Here is a 25978-nt window from a genome sequence, read left to right as displayed (position 1 = left end):
TTCGCCGAGCGGATATCGCAGGACCGTTCAGCCGGTGACCTGTCGGGTATCGCCGAGACCTACCGGTCGCTGGACACCGGCAGGCTGGTGGTGCTGGGCCGGGCGGGCTCCGGTAAGACCGTCCTGGCGTTGCGCTTCGTGCTGGACTACCTGGCCACTCGGGTCGATGACGAACCGGTGCCGGTGGTCTTCAGCATCGGCGCGTGGGATCCGGCCGCAGTCGGTCTGCGCGACTGGTTGGTGCACCGGTTGCGGCGCGACCATCCCGAGCTCAGTGTGTCGGCGCCCGGCCGACGGAGCACGGCCGCCGCACTGCTCGCGGACGGCTGGATCCTGCCCGTGCTCGACGGGTTCGACGAGATCGCCGGGCGTTTGCAGGACCGCGCGTTGGAGGAGCTCAACGCCACGCGGCTGCCGATGCTGCTGACCGGCCGGACCAGTCCGCTCACCGAGCGGGTCTCGGACACCCGCGTTTTCAGCCGGGCGGCCGGGATCGAACTCGACGACCTGACGCTCGATGATCTGGCCGGATACCTGCCCGGTACCGCGCGGCCGGGCACGACGGCGACGCGCTGGAACCTGGTACTGGAGGAGTTGATCCAGCAGCCGGAGAGACCGCAGGCCGAACGACTTCTCAAGGTTCTGCGTACGCCGCTGATGACGTTGGTGGCGCGCACGATCTACAGCGACGTACCGGACAACGATCCGGGTGAATTGCTGGACACCGCGCGTTTTCCCACCGTCACCGCGCTTGAACAGCACCTGTTGGCTGGATTCGTGCCGGCGCTGTATCGGCGGCCGTACATATATCCGGCGACATATCCCGCAGCCGGCACCGATGGCCGCGTTCATCGACGTCTGACACCCTCGTGGACCGCGGAACAAGCCGGGCAGTACGCCGCGCACCTTGCCGCCCACGCGCGGCGCTCCGAGGACACGGCGGGGCAAGATCTCGCGTGGTGGCGATTGTGCGACTCGGTCAGGCCGGCGTCGCGGATCTTGGCTGTGGTGCTCGCCGGAATAGCCATGACCATTGTCGCGGATACGCTGGTCGCGCTGTCTTACATCGCGCTGGGCAACCGGAGGCCCATGGCGATGCCCCAAGCGTTCGCCACCGACGTGTTTATCTTCGGCCCGCTTGTAGGGCTGTCCTTCGGGTTCATATATGCGCTGACGGTATTGCCGGGACGGTTTCCGATCGAGCCCTCACAGATGCGGATACGCCTGCTCTTCCCGACGCGACACGCCAAAGGCCCGAGCGGGCATGGGCGCGTGGGAACGTGGTTCGCCTACGGGTTTCTCGGCGGCACCGTTCTGGGCTGCGGATACGGTCTGGGGCGTGCGGTCCAGAACTTGGCGTTCGTCCGCGGCCCCAGCCACACTTCTGTCCATGTAGCCCTCTCGGTCACCCTCACGGACATGGCCGCGTTCACCCTCATATTCGGCCTGGCCGCCGGCTTCTCCTTCGGCCTGGCCGCCGGCCTGAGCGTGCCGGACACCGAATCCGCGCCCACGCCGTTGAGTCTGCTGGCCGATGCCCGCGTCGCAGCCGTGCGGCAACTGCTGCTCCTCGTCCCCGCACTGGCGTTGACGATCGCTGTCGGAGGCAAACTGGTGGCCGAGACCGCGCAGGTGTTCCTCGGACGGCTGAACTGGTCCTTCGCCGCCGCGACCGCTATCGGTGTGGTGGGCGGCGTGATCGGGGCCGTGATGTACACGCTCGCGTTCACCGCCTGGGGGCAGTGGCTGCTGCTGACCCGACTCTGGCTTTCACTGACGGGGCGCCTGCCTTGGGCCACCGCCGATTTCCTCGACGACGCCTACCACCGCGGACTGTTGCGGCAGTCCGGCGCGGTGTATCAGTTCCGGCATGCCCGGCTGCAGGCTCAGTTGTCGGCGGCACCGGCATCCGGGCCGGACGTGAAGCCGCCGGTTCAGGATCTGAACACGACCTCGCTGTAGTGAACCGCACCTCGGGATCGCACCCCGGATCGCCCCAGAAGCCCGGCGGGAAGGACGCGATGAACAAAGTCGCCGGCGATCTCCAGGCCGTAGTGACTCAGGCGGAGAGCGGCCACCGACCGTCCGCGCACCAGGCGCTGACCGACGCCCAGGTGGTCGCGGGCATCCGCGGCTCATGATCCATGGCCGCGAGCCATGGTTGAACTCACCTGTCCTGTCGCACCCGGTCCGCGATATGGCGGGCGATCTCGAATGCGCTCGTCGCGGCCGGCGAGGGCGCGTTCAGAACGTGTACCTGGTCGCGCGCGGTCTCGATGAGGAAGTCGTCGACCAGTGAGCCGTCGCGGTGCATGGCCTGCGCGCGTACGCCCGAGCCGTGGCGCACGATGTCGTCCTCGGTGACGGCCGGGACGAGGCGGGCCAGGCTGGCGGCGAAGCGCTTCTTCGAGAACGAGCGGCGGACCTCGTCCAGGCCGGTCGGGATCGCGTGGCGGCGGGCGAGGCGCCAGGTGCCGGGGAAGGTCGCGACCTCGGCGACGTCTCTGGCGGAGAAGTCGGTCCAGCGGTAGCCCTCGCGGCGCAGGGCCAGGACGGCGTTCGGGCCGGCGTGCACGCTGCCGTCGAGCATCCTGGTGAGGTGCACGCCCAGGAACGGCAGTGTCGGGTCCGGCACCGGGTAGATCAGGCCCCTGACCAGGTGGCGGCGCTCGGGCCGGAGCTCGTAGTACTCGCCGCGGAAGGGCACGATCCGCGCCGACGGCGTCAGGCCGGCCAGCCGTGCCACCCGGTCGGAGTGCAGGCCGGCGCAGTTGACCAGGGTTCTGGCGCGGACCACGCCGGCGGCGGTGGCGACCTCGACGCCGCCGGTGCGCCCGGCCCGGATGCCGAGCACGGCACTGTTCAGCCGCAGGTCGGCGCCGGCCTCGCCGAGCAGCCGGACCAGCGCGGCACACACGCCGGGATAGTCGATGATGCCGGTCGACTCGACCCGCAACGCGGCCACGCACGAGACCTCCGGCTCATACTCCCGAGCCTGGGCCGGCGTGATCCGCTTCGCCGGCACCCCGTTGGCAGCGGCCCGCTCGGCCAGCACGTCGAGCGCCGGGATCTCCTGCTCGCCGGTCGCCACCACGAGCTTCCCGCAGACCTCGACGGGCACGCCGTGCCGCCGGGCGAAGTCGATGACGGACCGGTTGCCGGCGACGGACATGCGGGCCTTGAACGAGCCGGGCTTGTAGTAGAGCCCGGCGTGGACGACGTTCGAGTTGTGGCCGGTCTGGTGCGTGGCCCAGCCGGCCTCCTTCTCCAGCACTGTGACGCCCAGCCCGCGCCCGGTCAGCTCCCAGGCAACGGCCAGACCGATGATCCCGCCGCCGACCACTACGACATCGCCCACAAACGGTCAGGCTACGCGACTCGGTATCGCGTTCCCAGGCACCGGCGATTTCGATCACGAAGGTCGGATATGCGCACCGCGCCGATCCCGCCGATCCCGCCGATCCCCGGCTTCGGCGGAAGGCGCCGGCTCCAGGCTTCAGCGGGGCCGCCGGTTTCACACTTCAGCGAGGGCGCTGGTTTCAGTGGAATCCGCCCCCCGCCCCGGCCCCAGCCTGCCCGGCGAAGGCGATCACCAGTTGTTTGGCCCCCGTGGCGATCTCGTCGGTCAGCGCGCTGGTCCGCTGGTGACCGCGGTGCTGGGCGATCCAGGAGCAGCGGATCTTGATGATCTGGTCGACGTCGGCGGGCCGCAGGAACATCGCCTTGCCGGCGTGCAGCCGCCGCGGCCCGCGGTGCTGCCACAGTCGGTGCCAGAACCCTGATTCGGTGTCGAAGCCGAGATACCGGTTGCCCGTCTCCAGCTTCGCCAGCGCGTAGCGGGTGATCAGGCCGCCCATGCTGAAGCCGCCCACGACGAGCTCGGTGTCCGTGACGAATTCGGCGATCGTCTGCCAGATGCCTGGCCGCGGCCCCGCTGTTCGGCGACTCGGCGTTGCTGGCCTCACGACGACCGGACGATAGAGAAGAAGGGCCCTGATATCACCGACCACGTCTTCGCGCGCGGTGCAACGGGGCCGAGGCCGCGCCGCGACTCCCTTGCTGTGCGCGACGCTACCGGGATCCGACCCCCGGTTCTCGTTGAATGTCGACGATCTGCTCGAAGAAGAACTCGTGCTTGAGGAAGGAGACGTCATACTCGTGGCCCGGATAGGGCGGGATCAGTTGGGATGCCTGGATCAGCCGCCAGCCGTCTTGAAGTGCCGCGAGCCCTGACTCATACGGCGGTTCGTCGCCATCGCCCGTGGTGGGTGACGTGTGCCCGGCACCGTCGTACTGCGACCAGCCGACGACATGGGAGTCCAGTGCGGAGTTGGCCAGGTACAGAACCAGCACCTGCTGGCGGAGCAGGGGAGTCGCGGTGGCGGGACGCCGGCCGGAGTCCGAGGTGGTCGTCATATCGCCGCCTCCTTCGGGCGGTTGGAGACCCTGGTCACCCAGTAGTCGATGTCGAAGCGGTCGTCGCCGGTCAGCGCACGCCACAGCAGGACGCGGTTGTAGCGCTCCAGCCGTCCGGTGGCCGGCTCGTACCACGGGAAGGTGGCGTCCAGTTCCCTGATCACCTGCGGGTCGTCGAGGTCTGAGGTGTTCCACAGCCGCAGTTGGCGGACCGCCGGATTGAAGCGGATCTTGAACATGTGGCGCACCGTGTCGCTGTCGTTGCGCCGGCCGCCGTGCCAGAGGCCGTGGTGCAGAAACGCCACGGTCCCCGCCGGACAGACCAGCCGGTCCTGGCCGCGCAGGTTCTGGTAGCGCCCGGTGTCGGACTCGTTGATCCGGCGCAGGTGGCTGCCGGGGACGCTCAGCGTTCCGCCCATATCCAGCGTCACCGCCTGCGGGTAGTACATCAACTGCACGTCGAAGGCGTCGGGGCGGACATCGATGATGGCGTCCCCGTGCAGCGGTTGCGCCTGGCCGCCGTGCGGCTCGCGGACGTGCACGGCGTGGTGGTCCACGGTCGGCTCGGGCCCCACCAGGCTGTGGAGAGCCCCCGCCACCTGTGGCAACTCCAACAACCGGCGAACGAAAGAGTTCTTCGCATAAGCCTGGGACAGCGGGGTTCCGTACGGCACCGGCGGAACCCCGGCCGCCAGCGCCGTCAAGGCCTCGGCATTCATCTGCTCCGGCACGACCGCGTCCAAGCGCAGCGACCCGCGCGCCACGAAGCGCGCCATCTGAACCGAGGCGAGCAGTACTTTCCTGTTCTCCATGGCCGCCACGCTAGGTGCCGGCCCCGGAGCGCCGGGTGGGTTCGGCTCACCCTCCACTGGTCGATTATCACCATGCTCGCCAGAGGCGGTTGTGATCGCTGTGGTAGACACGTGCCCATGGACACGGCTCTCGCTCACCTTGACGAGCCTCCGAGCCTTGCCGCGGTCGGCATCGGGGTGCACGGCCCGGCCGGTCGTGTGGACGAGTTCTCGCTGCCGGATCTGTGGCAGCTTCATCTTTACGGCTACGAGGCCGACTTGACGGTGGACGGTACCGCGCACGAGATCCGCCCCGGCCGTGTCAGCCTCATCCCGCCCGGCACCCAGGTCTGCTACCGCTACCGGGGCCGCTCCGAGCACCTCTACGTGCACATGCGCCTGCGACCGACCGGGGATGCCCAGAGCGTGCCGGTGATTCAGGACACTGGTTCCGAACTCTCCTCACTCACCGTGCAGTTGCGCCTGGCACTGGCCGCCTGGCCCAACACTCCGGCGCGAGCCGCCGCCGAAGTGTGGGCCGCCCTGTGGCGGATCGCCCAACTCGGCCCGCCGCGGCCCCGCAAAGCGCAGGAGACCCACCCGGCGGTGGCCACCGCGATGGCCCTGATCGAGGCCCAACTGGCCGAGCCGCTGACGGTACCGGCGATCGCACGGGCGGCAGGCGTCTCGCACAACCACCTGACCCGATTGTTCCGCGCTGCCACCGAGCAGTCCGTCGTCGGCTACATCCGTACCAGGCGGATGGAGCGCGCCCGCCACTTCCTGAGCTCCACCACCTTGTCGATCCCCGCGATCGCGGCCTCCGTCGGCATCCCCGACCTGCAGGCGTTCAACAAGGCCTGCCGCCGCGAACTCGGCGGCGCCCCCCGCAGCATCCGTGCCGCCCTGAGAACGGCAGATCGTTCCAGGTGAGAAGCGGCCCCCGTGCTGGGGAGATGTTTGACCAGTCAAACATCGCGGGTCATGGCCGGCGGTATGACCCCGACGCGGTGGCTGACCCCCACGGAGATGCGGGCGTGGACCGCGTTCCTCGACTGCTCGACCCTGCTGGGCGACTACCTTGACCAGCAGCTCAGACGCGACGCGCGCCTGACGCACGCCGACTACGGGCTGCTCGCCCGCCTGTCCGCGGCGCCTGACCGGACGATGGAGATATCGCCGCTCGCAGAGCAGCTCAAGTTCACGCGCAGCCGCCTCACCCGCGCGGTGATCCGCCTGGAGGACTCCGGCTACGTCCGACGCCGGGACGATCCGTCCGACCGGCGCGGCCAGTTGGCCGAGCTCACGGAGACCGGCGCGGAGCTGCTCACGAAAACAGCACCGGGCCATGTCGCCGCTGTACGGCGCGCGGTGTTCGATGTCCTGGTCCCCGAGCAGGTGGGGCAATGGGCGACGATCAGCGAAGCCATCACCGCGGCCCTGCGCCGCGCCGACGAGGAGTCCGCCTACCCGTCGGCGCCGCCCTGGCAACGCCGCTGACATTCCCGCCGGCTGTACCGCCGCCACGGCGGCATCCGCACATCGCACATCTGCCCGTATAGGAGGGCGCCACGCGCGTCGCCATCACCGGATCCACCGGCCTCATCGGTTCCGCCCTCACCCGCTCGCTCCTCGCCGACGGACACCAGGTGGTCCGTCGACTCGGCTCCGGAGACCAATACTGGCCGTTCATCTCGCTCACCGACCACATCGCGGCACTGCGCTTTGCGATCGACGCCGCGGAGGCGTCGGGCCCGGTCGACTTCACGTCTCCCGAACCGCTGACGAGCCGCGAGATCACCCGAGCCTTGGGCCGCGCTCCGCATCGCCCGACCGGGGCCGCCGTCCCGGCCTTCGTCCTCAGGGTGGTGCTCGGCGAGTTCTCCACCAGCATCACCTCCAGCTGCCGCGCAGTCCCAGCCGGATTGCTCAAGGCAGGCTTCGCTTTCAGCCACCCCGGAATCGACGACGCGCTCCACTTCGTTCTGCGAACGAGCTGACCGCATCCGTCGCGGTGAAGGCGCCGCCGGGAAGCCTGCGCTCCAACTGATCGAGCCCACTGTCATGCCGCGGGTGAGCGTCCGTTGGAAGATGAGGAAGAAGACGATCGCCGGGATGATGCCGAGGAGAGCGGAAGCCGCCTGCATCGTCACGTCCACACGGCTGCGCACATGTAGGGCTCAGGGCGCAGTCCTGGACCGAATCGGTTCGACGAGTGGCGTGCGCTGTCGACCTTGGACGCCGGGATGCGCCGGGGAGCGCTTTTCAGGACGCTTTCATAGTGCTGCGCAGGTCTGGGCCTCGCGAAGCGCGAAGTATGTAACACGCCGTTGACCGACCCTGTCAGCAGTCGTAGCATCCGATCCACCGGATACGCGAATCGATTCGATGCCCTGACCGGTCAAGCCGCAGAGCCCGTGACCGGTGTCACTGACGACCTGTCCAGACCGGGGTGCCCGCTGTGTCCTGACAGCGCCCGCCGGCCTTCCGTGAGTCAAACGCATCGTGTGCAGAACAACGCAGCCGCGCCGTACCACAGGAGGAATCGATGAGAACAAGAAGCAGACCCAGCCACGTGGCGCTGGCGATCGCCACCGCCCTGGCGCTCGCGTTCTGGATGCTGGCACCGGCCGTGAGCCGGGCATCCTCCGGCGAGTCGTTGAGTGTGGACTTGGCGTCGACACGCGGACCGTCGACAGGGGTGGGGGAGGGGTTCCTCTACGGCTTCACCGAGGACGGCACGCAGCCGGCGGACCAGTTCATCCAACCTCTGGGGATCAACGCGTTCCGCGGCGGCGGCTGGTTCTCCGGCGGCTGGATCAAGGACAACTACCAACTCGGCTCCGCCACGCAGGCCGATGTCAACTCGATCCTGGCCGAGGCGAAGAGGCTGACCCAGCCGCCGTATCACGCGCAGTACCAGGTGTTGCTCACCGACCTGTACGGACTCAACGGGGGTCAGCCGTCGAACACGATGTATCCGTGCGACAACGGCAACTGCTCGAACTGGGCCGCCTTCATCGATCAGACGGTGAGCGCGTTGCAGGCCTCGGGGTTGAAGCTGGCCTACGACATCGACAACGAGCCGGACATCTCGGTCTTCTGGAAGGCGGGGGTGGACAGCACCCAGTACTTCCAGATGTGGGACACCGCCTACCGGGAGATCCGCCGGGTCGCTCCCGGAGCGCAGATCGTGGGGCCGTCGTTCGGCTACACGCCACAGCGCAGCCCGGGTGAGTGGCAGACCTGGTTCTCGCACGTCAAAGCGGCCGGGACCGTGCCGGACATGATCAGCAACCACGACGAGGGGGACGTGGACGACCCGGTCACCGTCGCGCAGGCGCTCAACAGCGATCTGACGGCGGCGGGGATCGGCGCGGTGCCATTGTCGGCGAACGAGTACCAGCCGGCCGACCGGCAGACCGCCGGCGTGACCGCCTGGTATCTGGCACGATTCGCGCAGTCCGGATACACCAACGCGATGCGCGGCAACTGGTCGTGCTGCGTGACGCCGAACCTGACCGGGGTGCTCACCCAGGTCAACGGGACCTGGCAGCCGACCGGCAGTTGGTGGGCTCTGCGTGACTACGCCGACATGACCGGAACCCTTGTGAACACCTCCGGGCAGGTCGGCTCCACCGCGATCTCGGCGTCCGAGGACTCCGCCGACAAGCGCGCGGTGGCGATCATCGGGGACTCCAACGGCTACACCGGCGCGGCGTCGGTGACCTTCGACAGCCTGTCGTCAGTACCCTGGCTCGCGAACAACGGCAGCGTGAACGTCACCGTGGACCGCATTCCGGACCAGGCGCCGCTCAGCTCGCCGCAGGTGGTCTACAACCAGAACGTCAGCACCTCGGGCGGTTCGATCACCGTGCCGTTCACGTTCCAGTCCGCGCACGACGCGTTCGCCGTGTACGTGACTCCGGCCGGATCGACCGGCGGCGGCTTCCCGAGCGGCTACCACCAGATCACTGTCGCCAGCGACAGCTTGTGTCTTGACGTGTATGGCGACACCGGCAACGCCGGCGCGGCCATCGACCAGTGGACCTGCAACGGGCAGGGCAACCAGCAGTTCCAGTTCGTCCCGGTCTCCAACGGCTATGGCGAGATCCAGGCGCAGAATTCCGGTCAGGACGTCGCGGTCGCGAACAGTTCCACAGCCCAGGGCACGCCGGATATCGTTCAGCAACCGGTGAACGGTGCTTCGAACAGCCTGTGGCTGCCCCAGCAGCAGTCCGACGGCTCCTGGCAGTTCAAGAACCAGAACAGCGGCGTGTGTCTGGACGCGTACGGCGACGGCAGCAATGCCGGCCAGCAACTGGATCAGTGGCCGTGCAAGAACGCGCCCGGCACGAACCAGGATTTCGCGCCTCGCTGAACGCACCCGCCGCCCCGTGGCGTTCGTGACAGAGCACTGCGGGGCGGCTCCCGCCGAATCCTGCGACGGTGTCGCGACTACACTGGTGCGAATCGATTCGATCGGAGTGTCGATGAACATCGGGGAGATCGCCCGCCGCTCGGGGGTGTCGCGCAGCACGGTGTCGTACGCGCTGTCCGGCAAGCGACCGGTGGCGGCGGCCACGCGCAGGCGCATCCTGGAGGTCGTCGACGAGCTCGACTACCGTCCCAGCGCCGCGGCGCGGGCGCTGAGGGAGGGGCGGACCCGCACCCTGGGCCTGGTGATCCCGCCTGCCGGGGCGCGGCTGACGTCCATGCAACTGGACTTCGTCGCCAGCGTCGTGGAGGCCGCGGCCCGTGTCGATCTGGATGTGCTGCTCTCCCCGTCCGGCGGCGACCACGACCGCTCCTTCGACCGCCTCGTCACCGGACAGCGGGTGGACGGCGTGGTCCTGATGGAGATCCGGTTGGCGGATCCGCGGGTCACCCGCCTGGAACAAGCCGGAATGCCGTTCGTGACCGTGGGCCGCGTCGGCGAGCCGGACCGCATGTGGTGGGTCGACGTGGACTACGCGACGCTGATCGCCCGCTGCGTCCACCACCTCGCAGATCTGGGACACCGCCACATCGCGTTCATCAACCGCTCCGCCAGGCTCGTGGCAGCCGGATACGGCCCCGCTCGGCGCGCGTATCAAGGATTCACCGAGGCGGCCGTCCAGCGGGGGGTGATCGCCTCGGAGTTCTGCTGTGCCGACGACGCGTCGGCGGGAGAGACCTGCGTGGCGCAGATCCTCGCCGCGCACCCCGAGGCCACCGCGATCGCGACGATCAACGAGGCCGCGCTGCCGGGCGTCCAGCGAGCGTTGGAGCGCGCCGGGCACGAGATTCCCGACACGTTCTCCGTCACCGGGGTCGTGGCGAGCCGCTGGGCCGAGGAGTCCCGGCCGCAGCTCACCGCCGCCGACGTCCCGGCGGCGGAGATGGGCGCGACCGCCGTGCAGCTCATCATGGAGCGCATCGCGGAACCCGGTGCGGCACCGAAGCGTCGGCTGTTCGCGCCTCCGATCTCCTTGCGCGGCAGCACCGGCCCGGTCGTGCGGTGAGGATGTGTCGTCGGGGCACGGGCTCCGGGAGCGCGGGGATCAGCCCATCGGTATGCGGTGCCGCGTACGGCTTCCAGCGCGGCGGGCGTCTTCACCGGGGTCCAGGCGTTGGACGCGTTCCACTGGATGCCCGCCTGATTGTCGATGTAGCCGGCGGTGGTCGGGGCGTTCCATGTCGTGTACTCGAACGTGATGCCGGAGAACGTGATGTCGTGAACCGGTGTGACGGCGGCCGGGATGACGACGAAGCCGTCCAGCAGCATGTAGCTGCCGCTCTGCTTCACGAGTTGGATGGTGTGGCTGCCGGGCGCGAGGCCGGTCACCGTCACCAGGGCCTGTTGAGCTGTTCGGTCTGGGTAGCGCCGCTGATGACCGGGGTCTGCCCCGGCGCCGCCTGCCACAGGACGGTGTGGCCGTTCTGCCCGGAATCCCGCGGTCCGAGTTGGAAAGTTGTGGAGAGCCGGTAGGTGCCGCCGGTCAGGGACACCACGATGTCTCCGGTCATCGAGCTCGCGAGGCTCTCGACCGTGCTTTTCGCCTGGCTGAGGCTGCATGGCGAAGACGACGAGCAAGCGGTCCCCGAGCCGCTCGGCGAAACGTAAAGCGTCGTCTGCACAGCCGCACGCGCATCGGCGGCGCCGAATAAGGGTGCGCAGATGATCGACGACGCCAGCCGACGACGCCAGCCCGAGTATGGACAGCCACAGCGCGGGTCTGGTTCGGGCTGAGTGCGTTCTCATGTGTTGCGCCCTTTCGGCGTGGCTGCTTCCCGCCTGTCAAGATTGCGGCGTGCTTGCTAGTGCGGTGGCCGGATTGGTTCACCGGGTTGGTGGTGTGGTCACCTGTTGGACGAGAGTCGGGTGCGGAGGTCGCCGGTCGTGTACGGGGTTTAAAGGCGTTGTTGAGAAATCGGCAGATTTCGGCCAAATGTTCTCGCGCACGCGGCGGCGGGCGGGCAGGCGGCCGAAATCCGCCGGTTTCTCAACAACATGTGTACTCACCCCGAGAACGAACAACCCAGGCGCCAACCCCCGACGCCGGGACCAGAACCACCGCAGCGCCCGCACCCAAGCCGGGCACGGCTGAGCCGACCACACATGTTGTGAAAAAACGGCCGGTTTTCGTCCGCCCTGCCACGCGACCGCGCCTTGCGTACACAAGCCGGCGGACGAAAACAGGCGGTTTTTTCACAACGCCCTTAACCCCGTACGTGACCGGCGGCCTCCGTGCCCGACTCTCGCCCAACCCGCAACCACACCACCAACACGGCAAACCAATCCAGCCACCGCACTAGCCATGGTGCAATGTTCCAGACTGATGTAGCTACGGATGCGATATGTGTCAAGCACATCAGTTTTGGCACGAGTGTCAGCGCATCGGGTTGCCGCATCGCCGCTCAGACGCGGCTGCCATTCCGGTGAGACATAAGCCCTGTTGGGTGGCCTTCAACGTGAGGCGAAACGGGTTGATGAACGCCTCGACAGGCGCTGGTAGATGATCTCTTTACCGGGCTCTCCATCGCCGAAAGTTGCATACTCGCCGTGCTGCGCAGGCGCAGCACGGCGGCGCCGTCCGCGCGAGACGATTCCGTCGTGGACGTCGATCTGGAGCGAACGACATGGGATGGATGATCGCACTCCGGCAGGTGTTGAGTAATGGGCTGGTTACCCGGTGCCCTGCGCTGATCGAGCTGGAAGTTTCACCAGGCGGCGGCCGGTGGCGTGCGCGGTCCCGATGGTGACTCGACTCTAAAGGCACTGGTCAGGTGCTTCGTGGAAGCTCACTGGCGGTGAGCTGGTCTGGGCGGGGCTCTAGGAGACCACGATGAAGCTGTGGCGGTCCTTGTGCGCCCGCCGATGTCCTGTCATTGTCAGCCAAGAGGTCCGAAAGTTCGCGCACACATCCCATCTCTGGGTCGGCAGTGTGCCCCAATCCGACCGTGCGGGCGGTGAATGCTGTGCAGCCACGAGGAGGTCGGGTCATGCGACGGCAGAGGTGGGCGGTGCCGACTGGCGGCGCGCGGACGGGATCCGTGTCAGTGCTCTGGCGGCATTCATTTCGACTGCCGGTCGCTGCGGTCGCGGCCGTCGCCGCACTGCTCGCGGCGATGCTCGCGGTCGGACCGGCCTTCGCCCAGTCACGTGTGCCCGGCGCTGCGGCGGTGCAGGTGACGGGGACGCAGCGTGGTCCGGATCCGACGCTCGCGATGATCGAAGCCAGTCGCGGCCCGTTCGCCACCGCGCAGCTCAGCGTTCCGTCCGGCAACGGGTTCGGCGGCGGGGTGGTCTACTACCCGACGGACACCAGCCAGGGCACTTGGGGCGCGCTGGCGATCGTGCCGGGATATACCGCGCTGTGTGCCAATGAGGAGGCCTGGATGGGCCCCTGGCTCTCCTCGTTCGGCTTCGTCGTGATCTGCACCGAGACCAACACCGGCACCGACAGCGACAGCCAACGCGCCGCCGAACTGCGGGCCGCGCTGACCTGGCTGACCACCCAGAGCCCGGTCAAGAGCGAGGTCGACCCGGCCCGGCTGTCCGTGCTCGGCCACTCCGCGGGTGGCGCCGGGGCCATGGAAGAGGCCGAACAGCACCCCGAGCTGCGGGCGGCCATCGGGCTGGCTCCCGGCTTCCCCGGCCAGGGACTGACTCTGGCCACTGACACGGTGCCCACGCTGATCGTCGGCGGCCAGAACGACGCGACCGTCACGCCGTCGTATCTCAGTAACCTGTACGGCACGCTCCCGGCCTCGACGCAAAGCGATTTCGCGCAGATCGCCGGAGCGGACCACGTGTACTACACACACCCGAACAACGTCGAGATGAAGCTGATCATCCCGTGGCTCAAGGTGTTCGTGGACAGCGACACCCGCTACACGCAGTTCCTGTGCCCGGCGCTTCCGGATCCGTCGTCGATCTCCGCCTACCAGCCCAAGTGCCCGTACGTGCCTGGCGGCAGCACCCCGCCGCCGCCCACGTCGGTCGCGATCGTCGGTGCCGGCTCGGGGCGTTGCGTGACTGTGCCCGGTGGTACGCAGACCGGCGGCACCCAGGTGCAGTTGTCGGACTGCACCGGCGGGACCAGCCAGCAGTGGACCGACACCGCCACCGGCCAGTTGCGGGTGCTCGGCACCAGCTGCCTGGACGCGAACGCCCAGGGCACCAGCCCCGGGACCAAGGCGATCATCTGGTCGTGCAACGGCCAGCAGAACCAGCAATGGACAGTGCACGCCGACGGCACCATCACCGGAGACCAATCAGGACTTTGTCTGGACGCCACCGGCGCGGGGACGGCCAACGGCACGCCGCTTGAGCTGTGGACCTGCAACGGCGGCAGTAACCAGAAGTGGACCCTACGGTAGGAGGCTCGTTCCATGCCCGCTTCGGATTCGTTCCCAGAGCACCAGCACCAGCTCACGCGTCGACGGCTGTTGGCCACCGGCGCGGGCGCGGCCGCCGCGTTCGCTCTGCCGCGCTTCGCCCCCGCGGCTTCTGCGGCCGCGACGACCGCCAGTCCTGAGAACCTCACCGCGACCAACGCCGCGCTCCAGTCCGTCGACCTGTCCGGTTCCTGGAGCTTCACCCCGGCCGGCCAGGGCACGACGTCGATCATGGTGCCCGGGGGCGGGTGGTACAAGCAGGGCTTCACCAACGTGGGCGAGGCGGTGTACTCGCGCAGCATCACCGTGCCGGACTCGGGGCAGCCGCAGTCGGTGTGGATCGAGTTCGGCGTGGTGAACCATCAGGCGACGCTGTCGGTGGACGGCCGCGTGGTCGCCACCCAGACCACAGCCTTCACCCCCTCGATGTTCGACATCACCGCGTACGTGACACCCGGCACCACGCACACGATCAGCGTGGACGTCAAAGGCCGCAACGCGCTGAAGAGCTCGTCCGGCAACTATCTGGTGCCTGTCGCCGCCGACTGGTGCGAAGCGATCCCCCAGGGCATCTTCCGCTCCGCGTTCCTGCGCGTGTATCCGGCGGTCTACGTCAGCGACGCGTTCGTGCGTACCTCGGTGGCCAACCAGAGCCTCACCTACGACGTGTCGGTGACCAACACCTCGGGCAGCTCGCGCTCGGTGACGCTGACCGGGTCGCTCGCCTCCGACAACGGCACATCGTTCAGCTACCCGACACTGCCGGGTGCCACCGTCACGGTGGCCGCGCACTCGACCGCGAAGGTGACGGTCGGTCCTGTGGCCTGGAACCTCGGCACCGCCTCCTACTGGTGGCCGAATGTGCCCTATCGCTCCGGCTACGGCGCACAGCTGCACGATCTATCAGTGCTCGCATCCACCGATGACGGACACACCAGCGAGGCCACCTACCGGTTCGGATTCCGGGAGTTCACGCAGAACGGTGCGTACTACTACCTCAACGGCATCCGCGCGAACCTGCGCGGCGACAACCTCCAAGGCGCCGACTACGACCGGGTCAACAACGGCGGCGTGGGCGACGCCTATGACACGCTGCCCGGCTTCCTGCCGCCGTCCCAGGGCAACGGCGGCTGGCCGCAGGCCGTCGACAACTATCAGCGGCTCAACTACAACGTGGTCCGCGTCCACCAGGAGCCGGCCAGCCCCTACATGCTCGATGTGGCCGACGAGATGGGCCTGATGGTCATCGACGAGACCGCCATCCGCGGCTCCAACAACACCCAGGACTTCGTCGCCGGACACGACAACATGGTCAACCACGCCCGCGCCCTGGTGCTGCGCGACCGCAACCACCCCGCGGTCATCCGCTGGAGCCAGGCCAACGAGCCGACCGGCAGCACCTTCGACTCTGAGCAGTTCGAGCAAGACCTGTACGCGGCGATGAACGGCAACGACGGCACCCGGCCGATCAGCGTCGACGCGGGTGTCGGCGCGTCACCGAACCACTACCCGGACATGACGTACGCCAACTTCAACATCGTGCCGCACTACCTGGACGGCTTCGGCCACTACGGCGACCAGCTCTGGTCCGGGACCGGCCGCCCCCTCGGCGACGGCGAGTACATCTGGCCCGCCTGTAACACGAAGCAGGGTTTTGAGTGGTTCGCCACTTCCACGGCCGCCAAGCGCGGCAAGGACGCCAGCGACCTGCGCCCGTACACGCTGCTGTCCGCCTGGGCCGGGTTCGTGCCCGGTGTGAAGACCACCGACTTCACCCCGGAAGAAGGCGGCCACCCGATCTACGGTGCCGACAACCTGCCCGACCCCTGGAGCAACCCGCAGATCCAGCGGATCCAGGCCGCCTTCAACCCGATCGCCGCCCTGGACCTGCCCTACTGGTCGGCCTCCGGCGTCTCGGACTCCAACGGCGACTTCCCGCTTGCCCAGTCAGTGCCCTCATACGCCTACGGCAACACCGTGACACGGAACATCACCATCTTCAACGACGACTTCGCCACCACCTCCGTCGGCTTCACCTGGACGGCGCACCTGGACCAGCCCACCGGCACGGTCATCGCCACCGGCACCAGCACCCTCACCATCCCGCTCGGCTCCCGCCTCACCCAACCGGTCACCTTCACCGCCCCGGCCTCCGGCTCCCGGATCTACCTGGTGCTGTCCACAAGCAAGTCCAGCACCACCACCTTCAGCGACTCGGTCGAGTACTTCACCCTGAGCGGCAGCTCCGGCGGCGGACCCACACCGGGGACGTACCACATCGTCAACCGCAACAGCGGCAAGCCGCTGGCCATCGCCGGCAACTCCACCGCCGACGGCGCCAAAGCCGTCCAGCAGACCGGCGCCGCCGCGTGGACCATCAGCACCACATCGGACGGCGCCTACACCCTGACCTACACGGCCACCGGCAAGGTGCTCGACGTCAACGCGTCTTCCTCGACCGCAGGGTTGCAGCTGCAACAGTGGACCGCCAACGGCGGCACCAACCAACAGTGGTACCTCAAGCCCGCCGGCACCGGGTACTACACCATCGCCAGCCACGACAGCGGACTGGTGGCAGACGTCTCCGGCCAATCGACCAGCGACGGAGCCCAGGTCGTGCAGTGGACCGCCAACGGCGGTACCAACCAGCAGTGGCAGCTGGCGCCTTGACCGAAGACTCACAGGGTCGGCGGCCGGCGATCGCGTCCTGCCACCCACCCGGTGCAGCTACGCGAGCCGGTAAGCGAGTCTTCTATCGATTCAGGGCGTGGCTTGTGCTGGGAGATGCTGACACGTCCAGTCCATGGGGCTGCCGCCCGAAATGTGCTGGTGGCCGACCCGCCCGACGTCCGCCGGCCTGGCCGGGAACAGGCAGCGATGGAGGCTGTGACGATCATCAACTCCAACGGCACCATCACCGGAGTGCAGTCAGGACTCTGCCTGGACGTCACCGGCGCCACCACCGCTGACGGGACACCGGTGGAGCTGTGGACCTGCAACGGCCAAACCAACCAGCAATGGACCCTCGGCTGACCGGATCGCGCCAAGGTTGAAAGTTTCGTTCTCATCGATGAGGAGGGCGCCAGCGCATCGCAGGCCTCGACGAGTCGTGACCTGTGATGTCCGGCGTGCCACCGCTCCAGTCGTCGGCGAATCGATTCGATGCCTTCTTGAGGTTTCGGCGGGACCTCGACACCGTCACCAGCGACCAGCGGTGCCGAAGCGGTGCATCGGGTCGTTGGTCGGCGAGGAGGCGGCGGATGTACAGCGACTTAGTCGGTGAGCGGTCAGTGGAGCACCGGGTTCACAGCCGATGTGAGCGTGACGAACAGCGAGATCGCACCGACCAACGGGTGGAAGGCGCCTTGGACCGCCACCGCGGACTACAGCGGCTCGATCGCGCCGAGAGGCGATACCTCGTCCGGCTTCCGGGCCGGCTATTCGGGTACTGACAGATGTTCGACGTTGACCTGCACCACAAGATGAAAAGGAAGGCGATTGTGTCTAGACTCAGCGGAATCCTCAGGCGCCTGCGTGGTTCCACGGCGGCGCTCGCGGGCCTGGCGCTGGCTGCGAGCGGTGTGGTAGCCGTCGTGGCCGCACCGGCGCACGCCGCGACGTCCATCACCGTCAACGGCGCGTCCGGCGGGCGCACTTTCGATGGCGTCGGCGCGATCAGCGGCGGGGGCGGCAACAGCAGGTTGCTGATCGACTATCCGGAGCCCGAACGCAGCCAGATCCTGGACTACATGTTCAAACCGGACTACGGGGCGGCCGCGCAGATGCTCAAGGTCGAGATCGGCGGTGACACCAACTCCACCTCGGGCGCCGAGCCCAGCATCGAGCACAGCCGCGGGGTGGTGAACTGTACCGTCGGCTACGAGTTCTGGCTCGCCGAGCAGGCCAAGGCTCGCAACCCGAACATCAAGCTGTACGGACTGGCCTGGGGCGCGCCCGGCTGGATCGGCAACGGGAACTTCTGGTCCACCGACATGGTGAACTACCTGGTCTCCTGGCTGGGCTGCGCGAAGTCGCAGGGTCTGAGCATCGACTACCTCGGCGGATGGAACGAGCGCGGGTACAACGTCGCCTGGTATGAGCAGTTGCGCAGCGCGCTCAACGCCAACGGATACGCCGGCGTCCAGATCGTCGGGGCGGACTCCGACTGGACGATAGCCAACGACGTCGACTCCAACCCGTCCTTCGCCTCCGCGGTCGGCGTCATCGGGGCGCACTATCCGTGTGGCTACCGTTCGGCGCAGTCCAGCTGCACGGTTCCGTCGGCGGCGAGTTCGTCCGGCAAGCAACTGTGGGCCAGTGAGAACGGCTCGGACGACTACAACGCCGGCGCGCAGGCGATGGCGCGCGGCATCAACCGCGGCTATATCGACGGGCGGATGACCGCGTACCTCAACTGGCCGATCGTCGCCGCGGTCACGCCGAACCTGCCGTATCCCACGATGGGCCTGGTGTCCGCGCCGCAGCCGTGGTCCGGCTCCTACTCGGTCGGCAAGAACGCCTGGGTGATGGCGCAGACCACGCAGTTCACCGCGCCGGGCTGGAAGTATCTGGATTCCTCCAGCGGCTACATCGGCGGCAATCGCGGCAACGGCAGCTACGTGAGCCTCAAGGCGCCGAACAACAGCGACTACTCCACCATCATCGAGACGGTCGACGCCGGCAGCGCTCAGACGCTGAACTTCAACGTTGCCGGGGGCCTGTCCACCGGCCAGGTGCACGTGTGGGCGACCAACGTCAATTCCAACAACTCCGCCGACTACTTCGTGCACACCGCTGACGTCACGCCGTCCGGCGGGAGCTTCAGCCTGACCGTGCAGCCCGGGTACGTCTATTCCCTGACGACCACCACCGGCCAGGGCAAGGGCACCGCCGTAGGTCCCGCCTCGGCGGCGATGTCCCTTCCGTACAGCGACACCTTCGACAGCGACGCCACCGGTAGCGAAGCGAAATACCTGATGGACTGGCAGGGCTCCTTCGAGGTCGCCGCTTGTGGCGGCGGTCGCAGCGGCCAGTGCGTGCGGCAGATGAGCCCGCAGGCGCCGATCACGTGGGACACGCTCTCCGATCCGCATGCGTTGCTCGGTGATGTGTCCTGGAGCAACTACACCGTCAGCTCGGATGTGCTGCTGGAGAAGTCGGGTTACGCCGAGCTGATGGGCCGGGCCAACACCCAGTCCTACGGCGGGGCCGGCGGGCTGAACGCGTACCACCTGCGCGTCAGTGACACCGGGGCGTGGTCGATCCTGAGCACGAACACCGGCGCCACTGTCAGCACCCTGGCAAGCGGTACCGTCGCGGCACTGGGCACCGGCCGTTGGCACAGCCTGTCCCTGGCCTTCTCCGGCGCCACCATCACCGCGACCATCGACGGCACCCAGGTCGGTACCGCGAACAGCACCACCTGGGGCGCCGGCCAGATCGGCTACGCCACCAGCCAAGGTGAGACCGCGCAGTTCGACAACCTGTCGATCACCCCCGGCACCGGCGGCGGCGGAGGCAGCGGCGAGATCATCGGCACGGGCTCCGGCCGGTGCGTCGACGTGCCCAACGCCTCGCAGACGCAGGGCACGCAGGTCGAACTGTGGGATTGCAATGGCGGCACGAACCAGCAGTGGACCGCCACCGCCGCCGGCGAACTGCGGGTCTACGGCAGCGACTGCCTGGACGCCTCCAACCAGGGCACCAGCGCGGGCACCAAGGTCGACATCTGGCCCTGCACCGGCGGCAGCAACCAGAAGTGGACGCTGAACGCCGACGGGTCGATCACCGGCGGTCAGTCCGGCTTGTGCCTGGACGCCGCCGGGGCCGGTACCGCCAACGGCACGCTGCTGGAGCTGTGGACCTGCAACGGCGGCAGCAACCAGAAGTGGACACACAGCTGATCCGCTCGAGAACCCGTTGATCTCCGTCGTTCGCGACCCGGGTCGCGAACGACGGAGATCAACGCCGCCCGCTGAACCCCCTGGTCACCCTGCCCCACCTGAACAACGCCAGCGGAGCGCTCCGCAACCAGGGGAGTCTCTCCACCGATACGGTCCCGCTGATCCCCGGCAAGACCATCAAGTATCTGACGCTCCCGAATGTCGGCGTGACCTTGATCAACCAGACGGCGCTGCACGTCTTCGCGATCGCCGTCGGCTGACCCTCGCCACACCATGACGGGGCCGGGCGCGGCCCCGCGTCATGGGATGACGACCCAATCGCACCGTCCTGAAAGGTGAAACTTTCGATCAGAGAACCATCGTCGATCAAAGGCGGAAACTTGATCGATATTGCTCTCAAGTGCCATTACCCGGATGACGGTCCGGGACTAAGGAGAGAGCGCCACCAGCCTTTCCTGGACACCCCGTTCAGTTCGGACTACAAGACATCCCATGTGCACCGGCCGCGAAGCCGGTCCGCCACTATGCCATGACCCATGCAGGGAGTCTTTCTCATGCGCTTCCGACTGCTCCTGACCCGGTTCCTTCCTGCGGCGGCAGCATTGGCGCTCGCCGTACCCATCACGGCGGCGACCGCGCTCAAGCCTCCGAGCGCCGCGGCGGCCGCTGCCGGCACCACCACGGCGTGGCACGGCGGTGCCTTCGCGCTCGACACGGCCGCCGTCGTCTCCCGGTCGAACATCGTGATCGGCAAGCCGAACGCGGCGAGCACGCAGTTTCTGCCGCTGGGCAACGGTTCGCTCGGGGTCGCGGAGTGGGCGGCAAACGGTTTCACCGCACAGTTGAACCGCAGTGACACCATGCCGGACCGGCTCTCTGCGGGCCAGGTGCAGATTCCGGGTCTGGCGGCGATGACCTCGGCGTCGGACTTCGTCGGGTATCTGGATTTGTACAACGGGGTGCTTCACGAGTCCGGCGGCGGGCTGAGCATGACCGCGTGGGTGGCGGCGGGTAAGGACGAACTCGTCGTCGATGTCACCGGCGCTGCTCCGGGTGCGCGCCAGACGGCGACCCTGGGTCTGTGGAGCGGCCGCTCTCCGGCGGCTGCGGCGTCCGGGGCGATGGGGACGTTGTCGCAGAGCTGGGTCGACAACTCCCAGTCCGGTGCGTCCGGCAAGACCTTCGGGGCGATGGCGGCGATCACCGCCGGGGGACAGAACGTCAGCGCGTCGGTGGTGGGCTCGGCGCAGGTGCAGGTGGCGTTCACCGCGAACGCCGACGGTTCCTACCGGGTCATCGCCGCCGCGCCGCAGTGGACCGGCGGCGCCGACCCGGCGTCCACGGCCTCGGCCTTGATCGGCTCCGACACCACCGCCTCGACCCCGGCGCTGCTCGCGCCGCAGTCGGCCTGGTGGAACAGTTTCTGGTCGGCCAGCGGCCTGATCGAGTTGAACTCCGGCGACGGTACCGCGCAGTACATGGAGAACCTGCACACCCTGTACCTGTACTTCGAGGCCGGTCTCATGCACTCCGGTGCCTATCCCGGCAGTCAGGCCGGGCTGGCCGATCTGGACAACTTCAACCAGGACCATCAGGCCTGGTACCCGGCCGGCTACTGGTTGTGGAATCTGCGAGGGCAGATTCAGGCGAACCTGTCCTCCGGGAACTTCGCGCTCAACACCCCGATCTTCGACATGTATCTCAATGACCTGCCGGCGATCCAGTCGTGGACGAGTGCGAACATGAACGGCAAGCCGGGTGCCTGTGTCCCGGAAACCATGCGTTTCAACGGCAACGGCTACTACAACGGCGGCGGGATCACCAGCGACGCCTCATGCGCCACCGCCTCCAGTCCCGGTTTCAATGCCGAGACGATCACCAGCGGCGCGGAGATCGCGCTGTGGATCTGGCAGCAGTATCAGGACACCGGTGACGTCGCCTTCCTGCAGAAGTACTACCCGGTGCTCCAGCAGAGCGCGACGTTCCTGCTGGCCTGGCAGTCGGTGGGTTCGGATGGTTACCTGCACGCCGTGGCCAACGCGCACGAGACGCAGTGGGCGGTGTCGGACTCGACCACGGACATCGCCGCCGATCAGGCTCTGTTCTCCGCGACGGCGAACGCCGCGATGATGCTGAACACCGACTCCGCGCTGGTGTCCCGGCTGCGCACCGCGCTGACGCAGATCGAGCCCTACGCCCGCACCGATCAGCAGACGCACAGCCAACTGCTCGGTCCTTCCGCGGACGCCTCCGGCACCGACGTGATCGGTGACTCCTACCAGCCGACCGCGGCCACCCACAACGTGGAGAACCTCGGTCTGGAGCCGGTCTGGCCCTACGGAGTGATCGGCGACGACACCGTGGTCAACGGCGACAACCTGACTGCGCTGGCCGACCGTACCTATACGCACCGGCAGTATGTGGAGAACCCGGACTGGACCTACGACTCGCTCCAGGCCGCGCGCCTGGACCTGGGCTCCGAGGTCGGCTCCGACCTGGTCGCGAGTACCAAGCAGTACCAGGTCTACATCTCCGGTCTGGGCGCCTGGAACCCCGGCACGCTGGACGAGCCCTACATCGAACACGATTCCAACGTCGCCGCCACCGTCGGTGAGGCGCTGGCCACCGACTACGACGGCACCCTGCGGTTCGCACCGGCCCTGCCGCCGGGCTGGGACGCCGCCGGCACCGTCGCCATTCAAGGCGGCTCGAAGGTGGACGTGCAGGTCGAGGGCGGTACGGTGGCCACCGCCGCGATCCAGGCCGGGTCCACCACGACGCTGACTGTGCGCAACCCGTGGCCCGGAAGCCAGGCCGAGGTGGTCGACGGATCGACCGGGGCGGCCGTGGTCGCAGCCACTACCGCCACCACGTTCCAGGTCCCGGTCACCGCGGGCTCGACCTACCTGGTGGAGCAGCCGTCGGCACCGACGACCTCCCTGCCGTTCGCCCAGGTCACCGGAACCGCGGCGCGCACCTACCGGCAACTCGGCAACGTCTCCATCGGCCTGGGCGGAAACAGCCTGCCCCCCGGTGGCGGCGACACCGTGACGGTGAGGAGTCCGGGCAACCAGTCCGGCACGGCGGGAACCGCCATATCCGGACTCCAGGTCCGCGCGACGGACTCCGCATCCGGGCAGACCTTGACGTACTCGGCGAGCGGTCTGCCCGCAGGCCTGTCGATCACCCCATCGGGTCTGATCTCCGGCACGCCGACGGCTGCGGGCACCTATGGCGTCGCGGTGACCGCGACGGACTCCACCGGCGTATCCGGGGCCGCGACGTTCAGCTGGACGATCAGTAGCAGCGGCGGTGGCGGGGGCGGTACATGTCAGGTCTCGTACGTGAAGAACGAGTGGGCCGGCGGCTTCACGGCCAACCTGACGATCACCGACACCGGCACGGCCCCGGTCAACGGCTGGACCCTGACGTTCTCCTTCCCGGGCGACCAGAAGGTGACTAACGCGTGGAACGCGACCGTGGTCCAGTCGGGTAAGGCGGTGTCCGCGACGAACCTGAGTTACAACGCCGCGATCGCTCCGGGCGGCACCGTGCAGTTCGGATTCCAGGGCACCTGGACGAGCGACGACACCACGCCCACCGCCTTCGCGCTCAACGGCTCCGCCTGTACTTCGTGACACGACGCCGAATGACCCGTCCCCGGCGAGCTTCTCCGGGGCACGGGCTTCCGTCCAGCTGATCCATATGGGAGTGATCTGTCTTGCTGCGAGGATCGATGAGGAAAACCTGGTTGTCGGTGGGAGCCAGCCTCACGCTGGCCCTGGCCGGCCTGGGGCTCATGGGCGGGACCGCGCGGGCCGCCACGCAAGGACCCTGCGACATCTACGCCGCCGGCAGTACGCCGTGCGTGGCCGCGCACAGCACCACACGCGCTTTGTACGGCGCCTACTCCGGCAACCTCTACCAAGTCCGGCGCTCGTCGGACAACACCACCGCGAACATCGGCGTGACCAGCGCCGGCGGGTATGCCGACGCTGCGGCGCAGGACTCCTTCTGCGCCGGAACGACCTGTGTGATCACCGTGATCTACGATCAGTCCGGGCGGGGCAACAACCTCACCCAGGCGCTCGGGGGAGGGGCGGCGCCTGGCGCGGACAACCTCGCGGTCGCCACGGCGGCACCGACGACGCTCAACGGACACAAGGCCTACGGTGTGTTCATCCCGGCCGGTACCGGCTATCGGGACGACTCCACCAACGGCATCGCCACCGGTGACAACGCCGAGGGCGAGTACGCGATCTTCGACGGCTCGCACTACAACGGCGGCTGCTGCTTCGACTACGGCAACGCCGAGACCAACAACAACGACGACGGCAACGGCACCATGGAAGCCATCTACTTCGGGAACATCAAGGTCTGGGGCTACGGCTCCGGAAACGGCCCGTGGATCATGGCCGACATGGAGAACGGCCTGTACTCCGGACAGAACGCCGGCTACAACGCCAACGACCCCAGCATCAGCGACCGCTACACCACGGCGATCATCAAGGGCACGGCCAACCAGTGGGCCATCCGTGGTGGCAACGCGCAATCCGGAAGCCTGTCCACGTTCTACTCCGGCCCGCGTCCCAACGTCTCCGGCTACAACCCCATGCGCAAGCAAGGCGCGATCATCCTCGGCACCGGCGGCGACAACAGCCGGGGCTCCGACGGCACCTTCTACGAAGGCGTCATGACCTCCGGCTACCCCTCCGACGCGACTGAGAACGCCGTCCAGGCCAACATCGTCGCCGCCGGATACGGCAGCACACCGCCGGTCACGTATCCCAGTCTCGCGGCGTCGTTCAACGACGTCGGGATCACCTCGGACACCAACACCGGGCCGGGCGACTTCGACGGCAACGGCTACAGCTTCTCCGCGACCGCGCTGAGCAACGCCAAGGCGGCGCCCGGAGCCTCCATCACCTCGTCCGGGGTGACATTCGCCTTCCCGAACGTCGCCGCGGGCGTGGCCGACAACACGGTGGCCGAGAACCAGATCATCACCATGTCCGGCTCCGGGACCTTGGGCTTCCTGCTGGACTCCAGCTATGGGCCGACCTCCGGAACCGGGACCATCACCTACACCGACGGCAGCACCCAGAGCTACACACTCAGCTCGGCCGACTGGTGGTCCACCACTCCCGCCAGCGGTAGCGCGCTCGCGGTCAGCTCGGCCTATCAGAACCGGCAAGGCAACACCACGGCCACCCAGAGCAGCAACATCTTCTCCGAAACCGTGCCTCTGGCAGCGGGTAAGACGCTCGCCTCGGTCCAGTTGCCCACCGGTAACCCCCCGGCGTCCGGCAGCGCTGCTCTGCACATCTTCGCGCTGGCCACGTCCGGATCCGGCACCGGCGGGAACACGGTGACGGTCGCCGGTCCCGGCAACCAGTCGGGCATGGTCGGAACGGCTGTCAGCGGCCTGCAGATCCAGGGCACCGATTCGGCGGCCGGCCAGACGCTGGCCTACTCGGCCAGCGGTCTGCCCACTGGGCTGTCGATCAGCGGCGGCGGCCTGATCGCCGGGACTCCGACCACGGCGGGCACCTCCACCGTGACGGTGACCGCGACCGACGGCACAGGTGCGACCGGCTCGGCCACGTTCACCTGGACAGTCACCGGCACCACGACGGGTCCCTGTCACGTCGACTACACCAAAACCAACGAATGGCCGGGAGGCTTCACCGCCAACGTCACGATCACCAACACCGGGACGACGCCGATAAACGGCTGGACCGCGGCCTGGACCTTCCCGGGCGACCAGAAGATCACCAACGCCTGGAGCGCCACCACCACCCAGAGCGGCGCCGCCGCCAGCGCCACCAACGCCGCCTACAACGGCTCGATCTCCCCTGGAGCAGACACTTCCTTCGGCTTCCAGGGCACGTTCACCGCGAACGACACATCCCCGTCGAGCTTCACCGTCAACGGAGCGATGTGCTCCTGATCCGGTGATGCCAGGGCTTCCCGGGCGTCAGTGGG

General features: G+C 67.9%; 17 protein-coding genes and 2 pseudogenes. 13 read left to right on the top strand and 6 right to left on the bottom strand.

The features are described from left to right. Nucleotides 1–129 precede the first annotated feature (129 nt). The gene (locus IZR01_RS10030; RefSeq protein ID WP_228559126.1) at nucleotides 130–1962 is read left to right on the top strand and encodes a hypothetical protein; all 1833 of its coding nucleotides are present in this window, start codon (nucleotides 130–132) and stop codon (nucleotides 1960–1962) included. Between the two features lie 205 nt (nucleotides 1963–2167). On the opposite strand, the gene lhgD is transcribed toward IZR01_RS10030, so the two are convergent. The 4 genes from lhgD to IZR01_RS10010 all read right to left on the bottom strand — a co-directional run bounded on the left by lhgD (nucleotide 2168) and on the right by IZR01_RS10010 (nucleotide 5228). After that, nucleotides 2168–3358, bottom strand: coding sequence for an L-2-hydroxyglutarate dehydrogenase (lhgD, locus tag IZR01_RS10025; RefSeq protein WP_194923686.1), 1191 nt, complete (start codon nucleotides 3356–3358; stop codon nucleotides 2168–2170). A gap of 181 nt (nucleotides 3359–3539) precedes the next feature. Beyond that, nucleotides 3540–3965, bottom strand: coding sequence for a hypothetical protein (locus IZR01_RS10020; protein ID WP_194923700.1), 426 nt, complete (start codon nucleotides 3963–3965; stop codon nucleotides 3540–3542). Nucleotides 3966–4071: 106 nt separating this feature from the next. Next, a complete protein-coding gene (locus tag IZR01_RS10015; protein WP_194923685.1) occupies nucleotides 4072–4416 on the bottom strand; it encodes a hypothetical protein in 345 nt (114 codons plus the stop codon). Next, nucleotides 4413–5228, bottom strand: coding sequence for a phytanoyl-CoA dioxygenase family protein (locus IZR01_RS10010; protein WP_194923684.1), 816 nt, complete (start codon nucleotides 5226–5228; stop codon nucleotides 4413–4415). Before IZR01_RS10010 ends, IZR01_RS10015 begins: the two co-directional genes overlap by 4 nt. A 117-nt stretch (nucleotides 5229–5345) precedes the next feature. Here IZR01_RS10010 and IZR01_RS10005 point away from each other — a divergent pair, with 117 nt between their 5' ends. The 3 genes from IZR01_RS10005 to IZR01_RS53105 all read left to right on the top strand — a co-directional run bounded on the left by IZR01_RS10005 (nucleotide 5346) and on the right by IZR01_RS53105 (nucleotide 7207). Then, complete coding sequence (locus IZR01_RS10005) at nucleotides 5346–6140, top strand: helix-turn-helix domain-containing protein (protein ID WP_194923683.1); 795 nt, start codon at nucleotides 5346–5348, stop codon at nucleotides 6138–6140. A 63-nt stretch (nucleotides 6141–6203) separates the two neighbouring features. Further along, entirely contained in the window at nucleotides 6204–6707 is a 504-nt protein-coding gene (locus IZR01_RS10000) for a MarR family winged helix-turn-helix transcriptional regulator (RefSeq protein ID WP_194923698.1), read from the top strand. Between the two features lie 83 nt (nucleotides 6708–6790). After that, on the top strand, nucleotides 6791–7207 hold the full coding sequence (locus IZR01_RS53105) for a DUF1731 domain-containing protein (protein WP_194923697.1): 417 nt from the start codon (nucleotides 6791–6793) through the stop codon (nucleotides 7205–7207). A 48-nt stretch (nucleotides 7208–7255) separates the two neighbouring features. On the opposite strand, the pseudogene IZR01_RS54135 reads toward IZR01_RS53105, so the two are convergent. After that, a pseudogene (locus tag IZR01_RS54135) lies at nucleotides 7256–7366 on the bottom strand (carbohydrate ABC transporter permease); the annotation flags it as partial. A 389-nt stretch (nucleotides 7367–7755) separates the two neighbouring features. Between IZR01_RS54135 and IZR01_RS09990 the strand changes: the two are divergent. Next, a complete protein-coding gene (locus IZR01_RS09990) occupies nucleotides 7756–9588 on the top strand; it encodes an RICIN domain-containing protein (protein WP_194923682.1) in 1833 nt (610 codons plus the stop codon). A 112-nt stretch (nucleotides 9589–9700) separates the two neighbouring features. After that, nucleotides 9701–10711: a LacI family DNA-binding transcriptional regulator gene (locus IZR01_RS09985; protein WP_194891747.1), complete on the top strand. Its 1011-nt coding sequence runs from the start codon at nucleotides 9701–9703 to the stop codon at nucleotides 10709–10711. A gap of 325 nt (nucleotides 10712–11036) precedes the next feature. Here IZR01_RS09985 and IZR01_RS09980 read toward each other — a convergent pair whose 3' ends face one another. Continuing rightward, on the bottom strand, nucleotides 11037–11216 hold the full coding sequence (locus IZR01_RS09980; protein WP_194923681.1) for a hypothetical protein: 180 nt from the start codon (nucleotides 11214–11216) through the stop codon (nucleotides 11037–11039). 1602 nt (nucleotides 11217–12818) lie between these two features. Here IZR01_RS09980 and IZR01_RS09975 point away from each other — a divergent pair. From IZR01_RS09975 to IZR01_RS09945, 7 genes and pseudogenes are all read left to right on the top strand, one after another. After that, nucleotides 12819–14072, top strand: a complete 1254-nt coding sequence (locus tag IZR01_RS09975; RefSeq protein ID WP_438939693.1) for a poly(ethylene terephthalate) hydrolase family protein — start codon at nucleotides 12819–12821, stop codon at nucleotides 14070–14072. 12 nt (nucleotides 14073–14084) lie between these two features. Beyond that, nucleotides 14085–16760: an RICIN domain-containing protein gene (locus IZR01_RS09970; protein WP_194923679.1), complete on the top strand. Its 2676-nt coding sequence runs from the start codon at nucleotides 14085–14087 to the stop codon at nucleotides 16758–16760. Between the two features lie 225 nt (nucleotides 16761–16985). Next, nucleotides 16986–17123: pseudogene (locus IZR01_RS09965) on the top strand (RICIN domain-containing protein); the annotation flags it as partial. Nucleotides 17124–17369: 246 nt separating this feature from the next. Beyond that, nucleotides 17370–17576, top strand: coding sequence for a cellulose binding domain-containing protein (locus IZR01_RS54130; protein WP_369125345.1), 207 nt, complete (start codon nucleotides 17370–17372; stop codon nucleotides 17574–17576). 14 nt (nucleotides 17577–17590) lie between these two features. Further along, a complete protein-coding gene (locus IZR01_RS09955) occupies nucleotides 17591–19993 on the top strand; it encodes a ricin-type beta-trefoil lectin domain protein (protein WP_194923678.1) in 2403 nt (800 codons plus the stop codon). Nucleotides 19994–20547: 554 nt separating this feature from the next. Next, nucleotides 20548–23631 carry a cellulose binding domain-containing protein gene (locus tag IZR01_RS50280; RefSeq protein WP_228559122.1) on the top strand — a complete coding sequence of 1028 codons (3084 nt, stop codon included), beginning with the start codon at nucleotides 20548–20550 and terminating at the stop codon, nucleotides 23629–23631. Between the two features lie 98 nt (nucleotides 23632–23729). After that, nucleotides 23730–25943, top strand: a complete 2214-nt coding sequence (locus tag IZR01_RS09945; RefSeq protein ID WP_194923677.1) for an arabinofuranosidase catalytic domain-containing protein — start codon at nucleotides 23730–23732, stop codon at nucleotides 25941–25943. The last annotated feature ends 35 nt before the right edge of the window (nucleotides 25944–25978 follow it).

The sequence above is a fragment of the Catenulispora pinisilvae genome (genome assembly GCF_015356865.1).
Taxonomy (GTDB): Bacteria; Actinomycetota; Actinomycetes; order Streptomycetales; family Catenulisporaceae; genus Catenulispora; species Catenulispora pinisilvae.
This window is presented reverse-complemented; position numbering and strand designations above follow the sequence as displayed.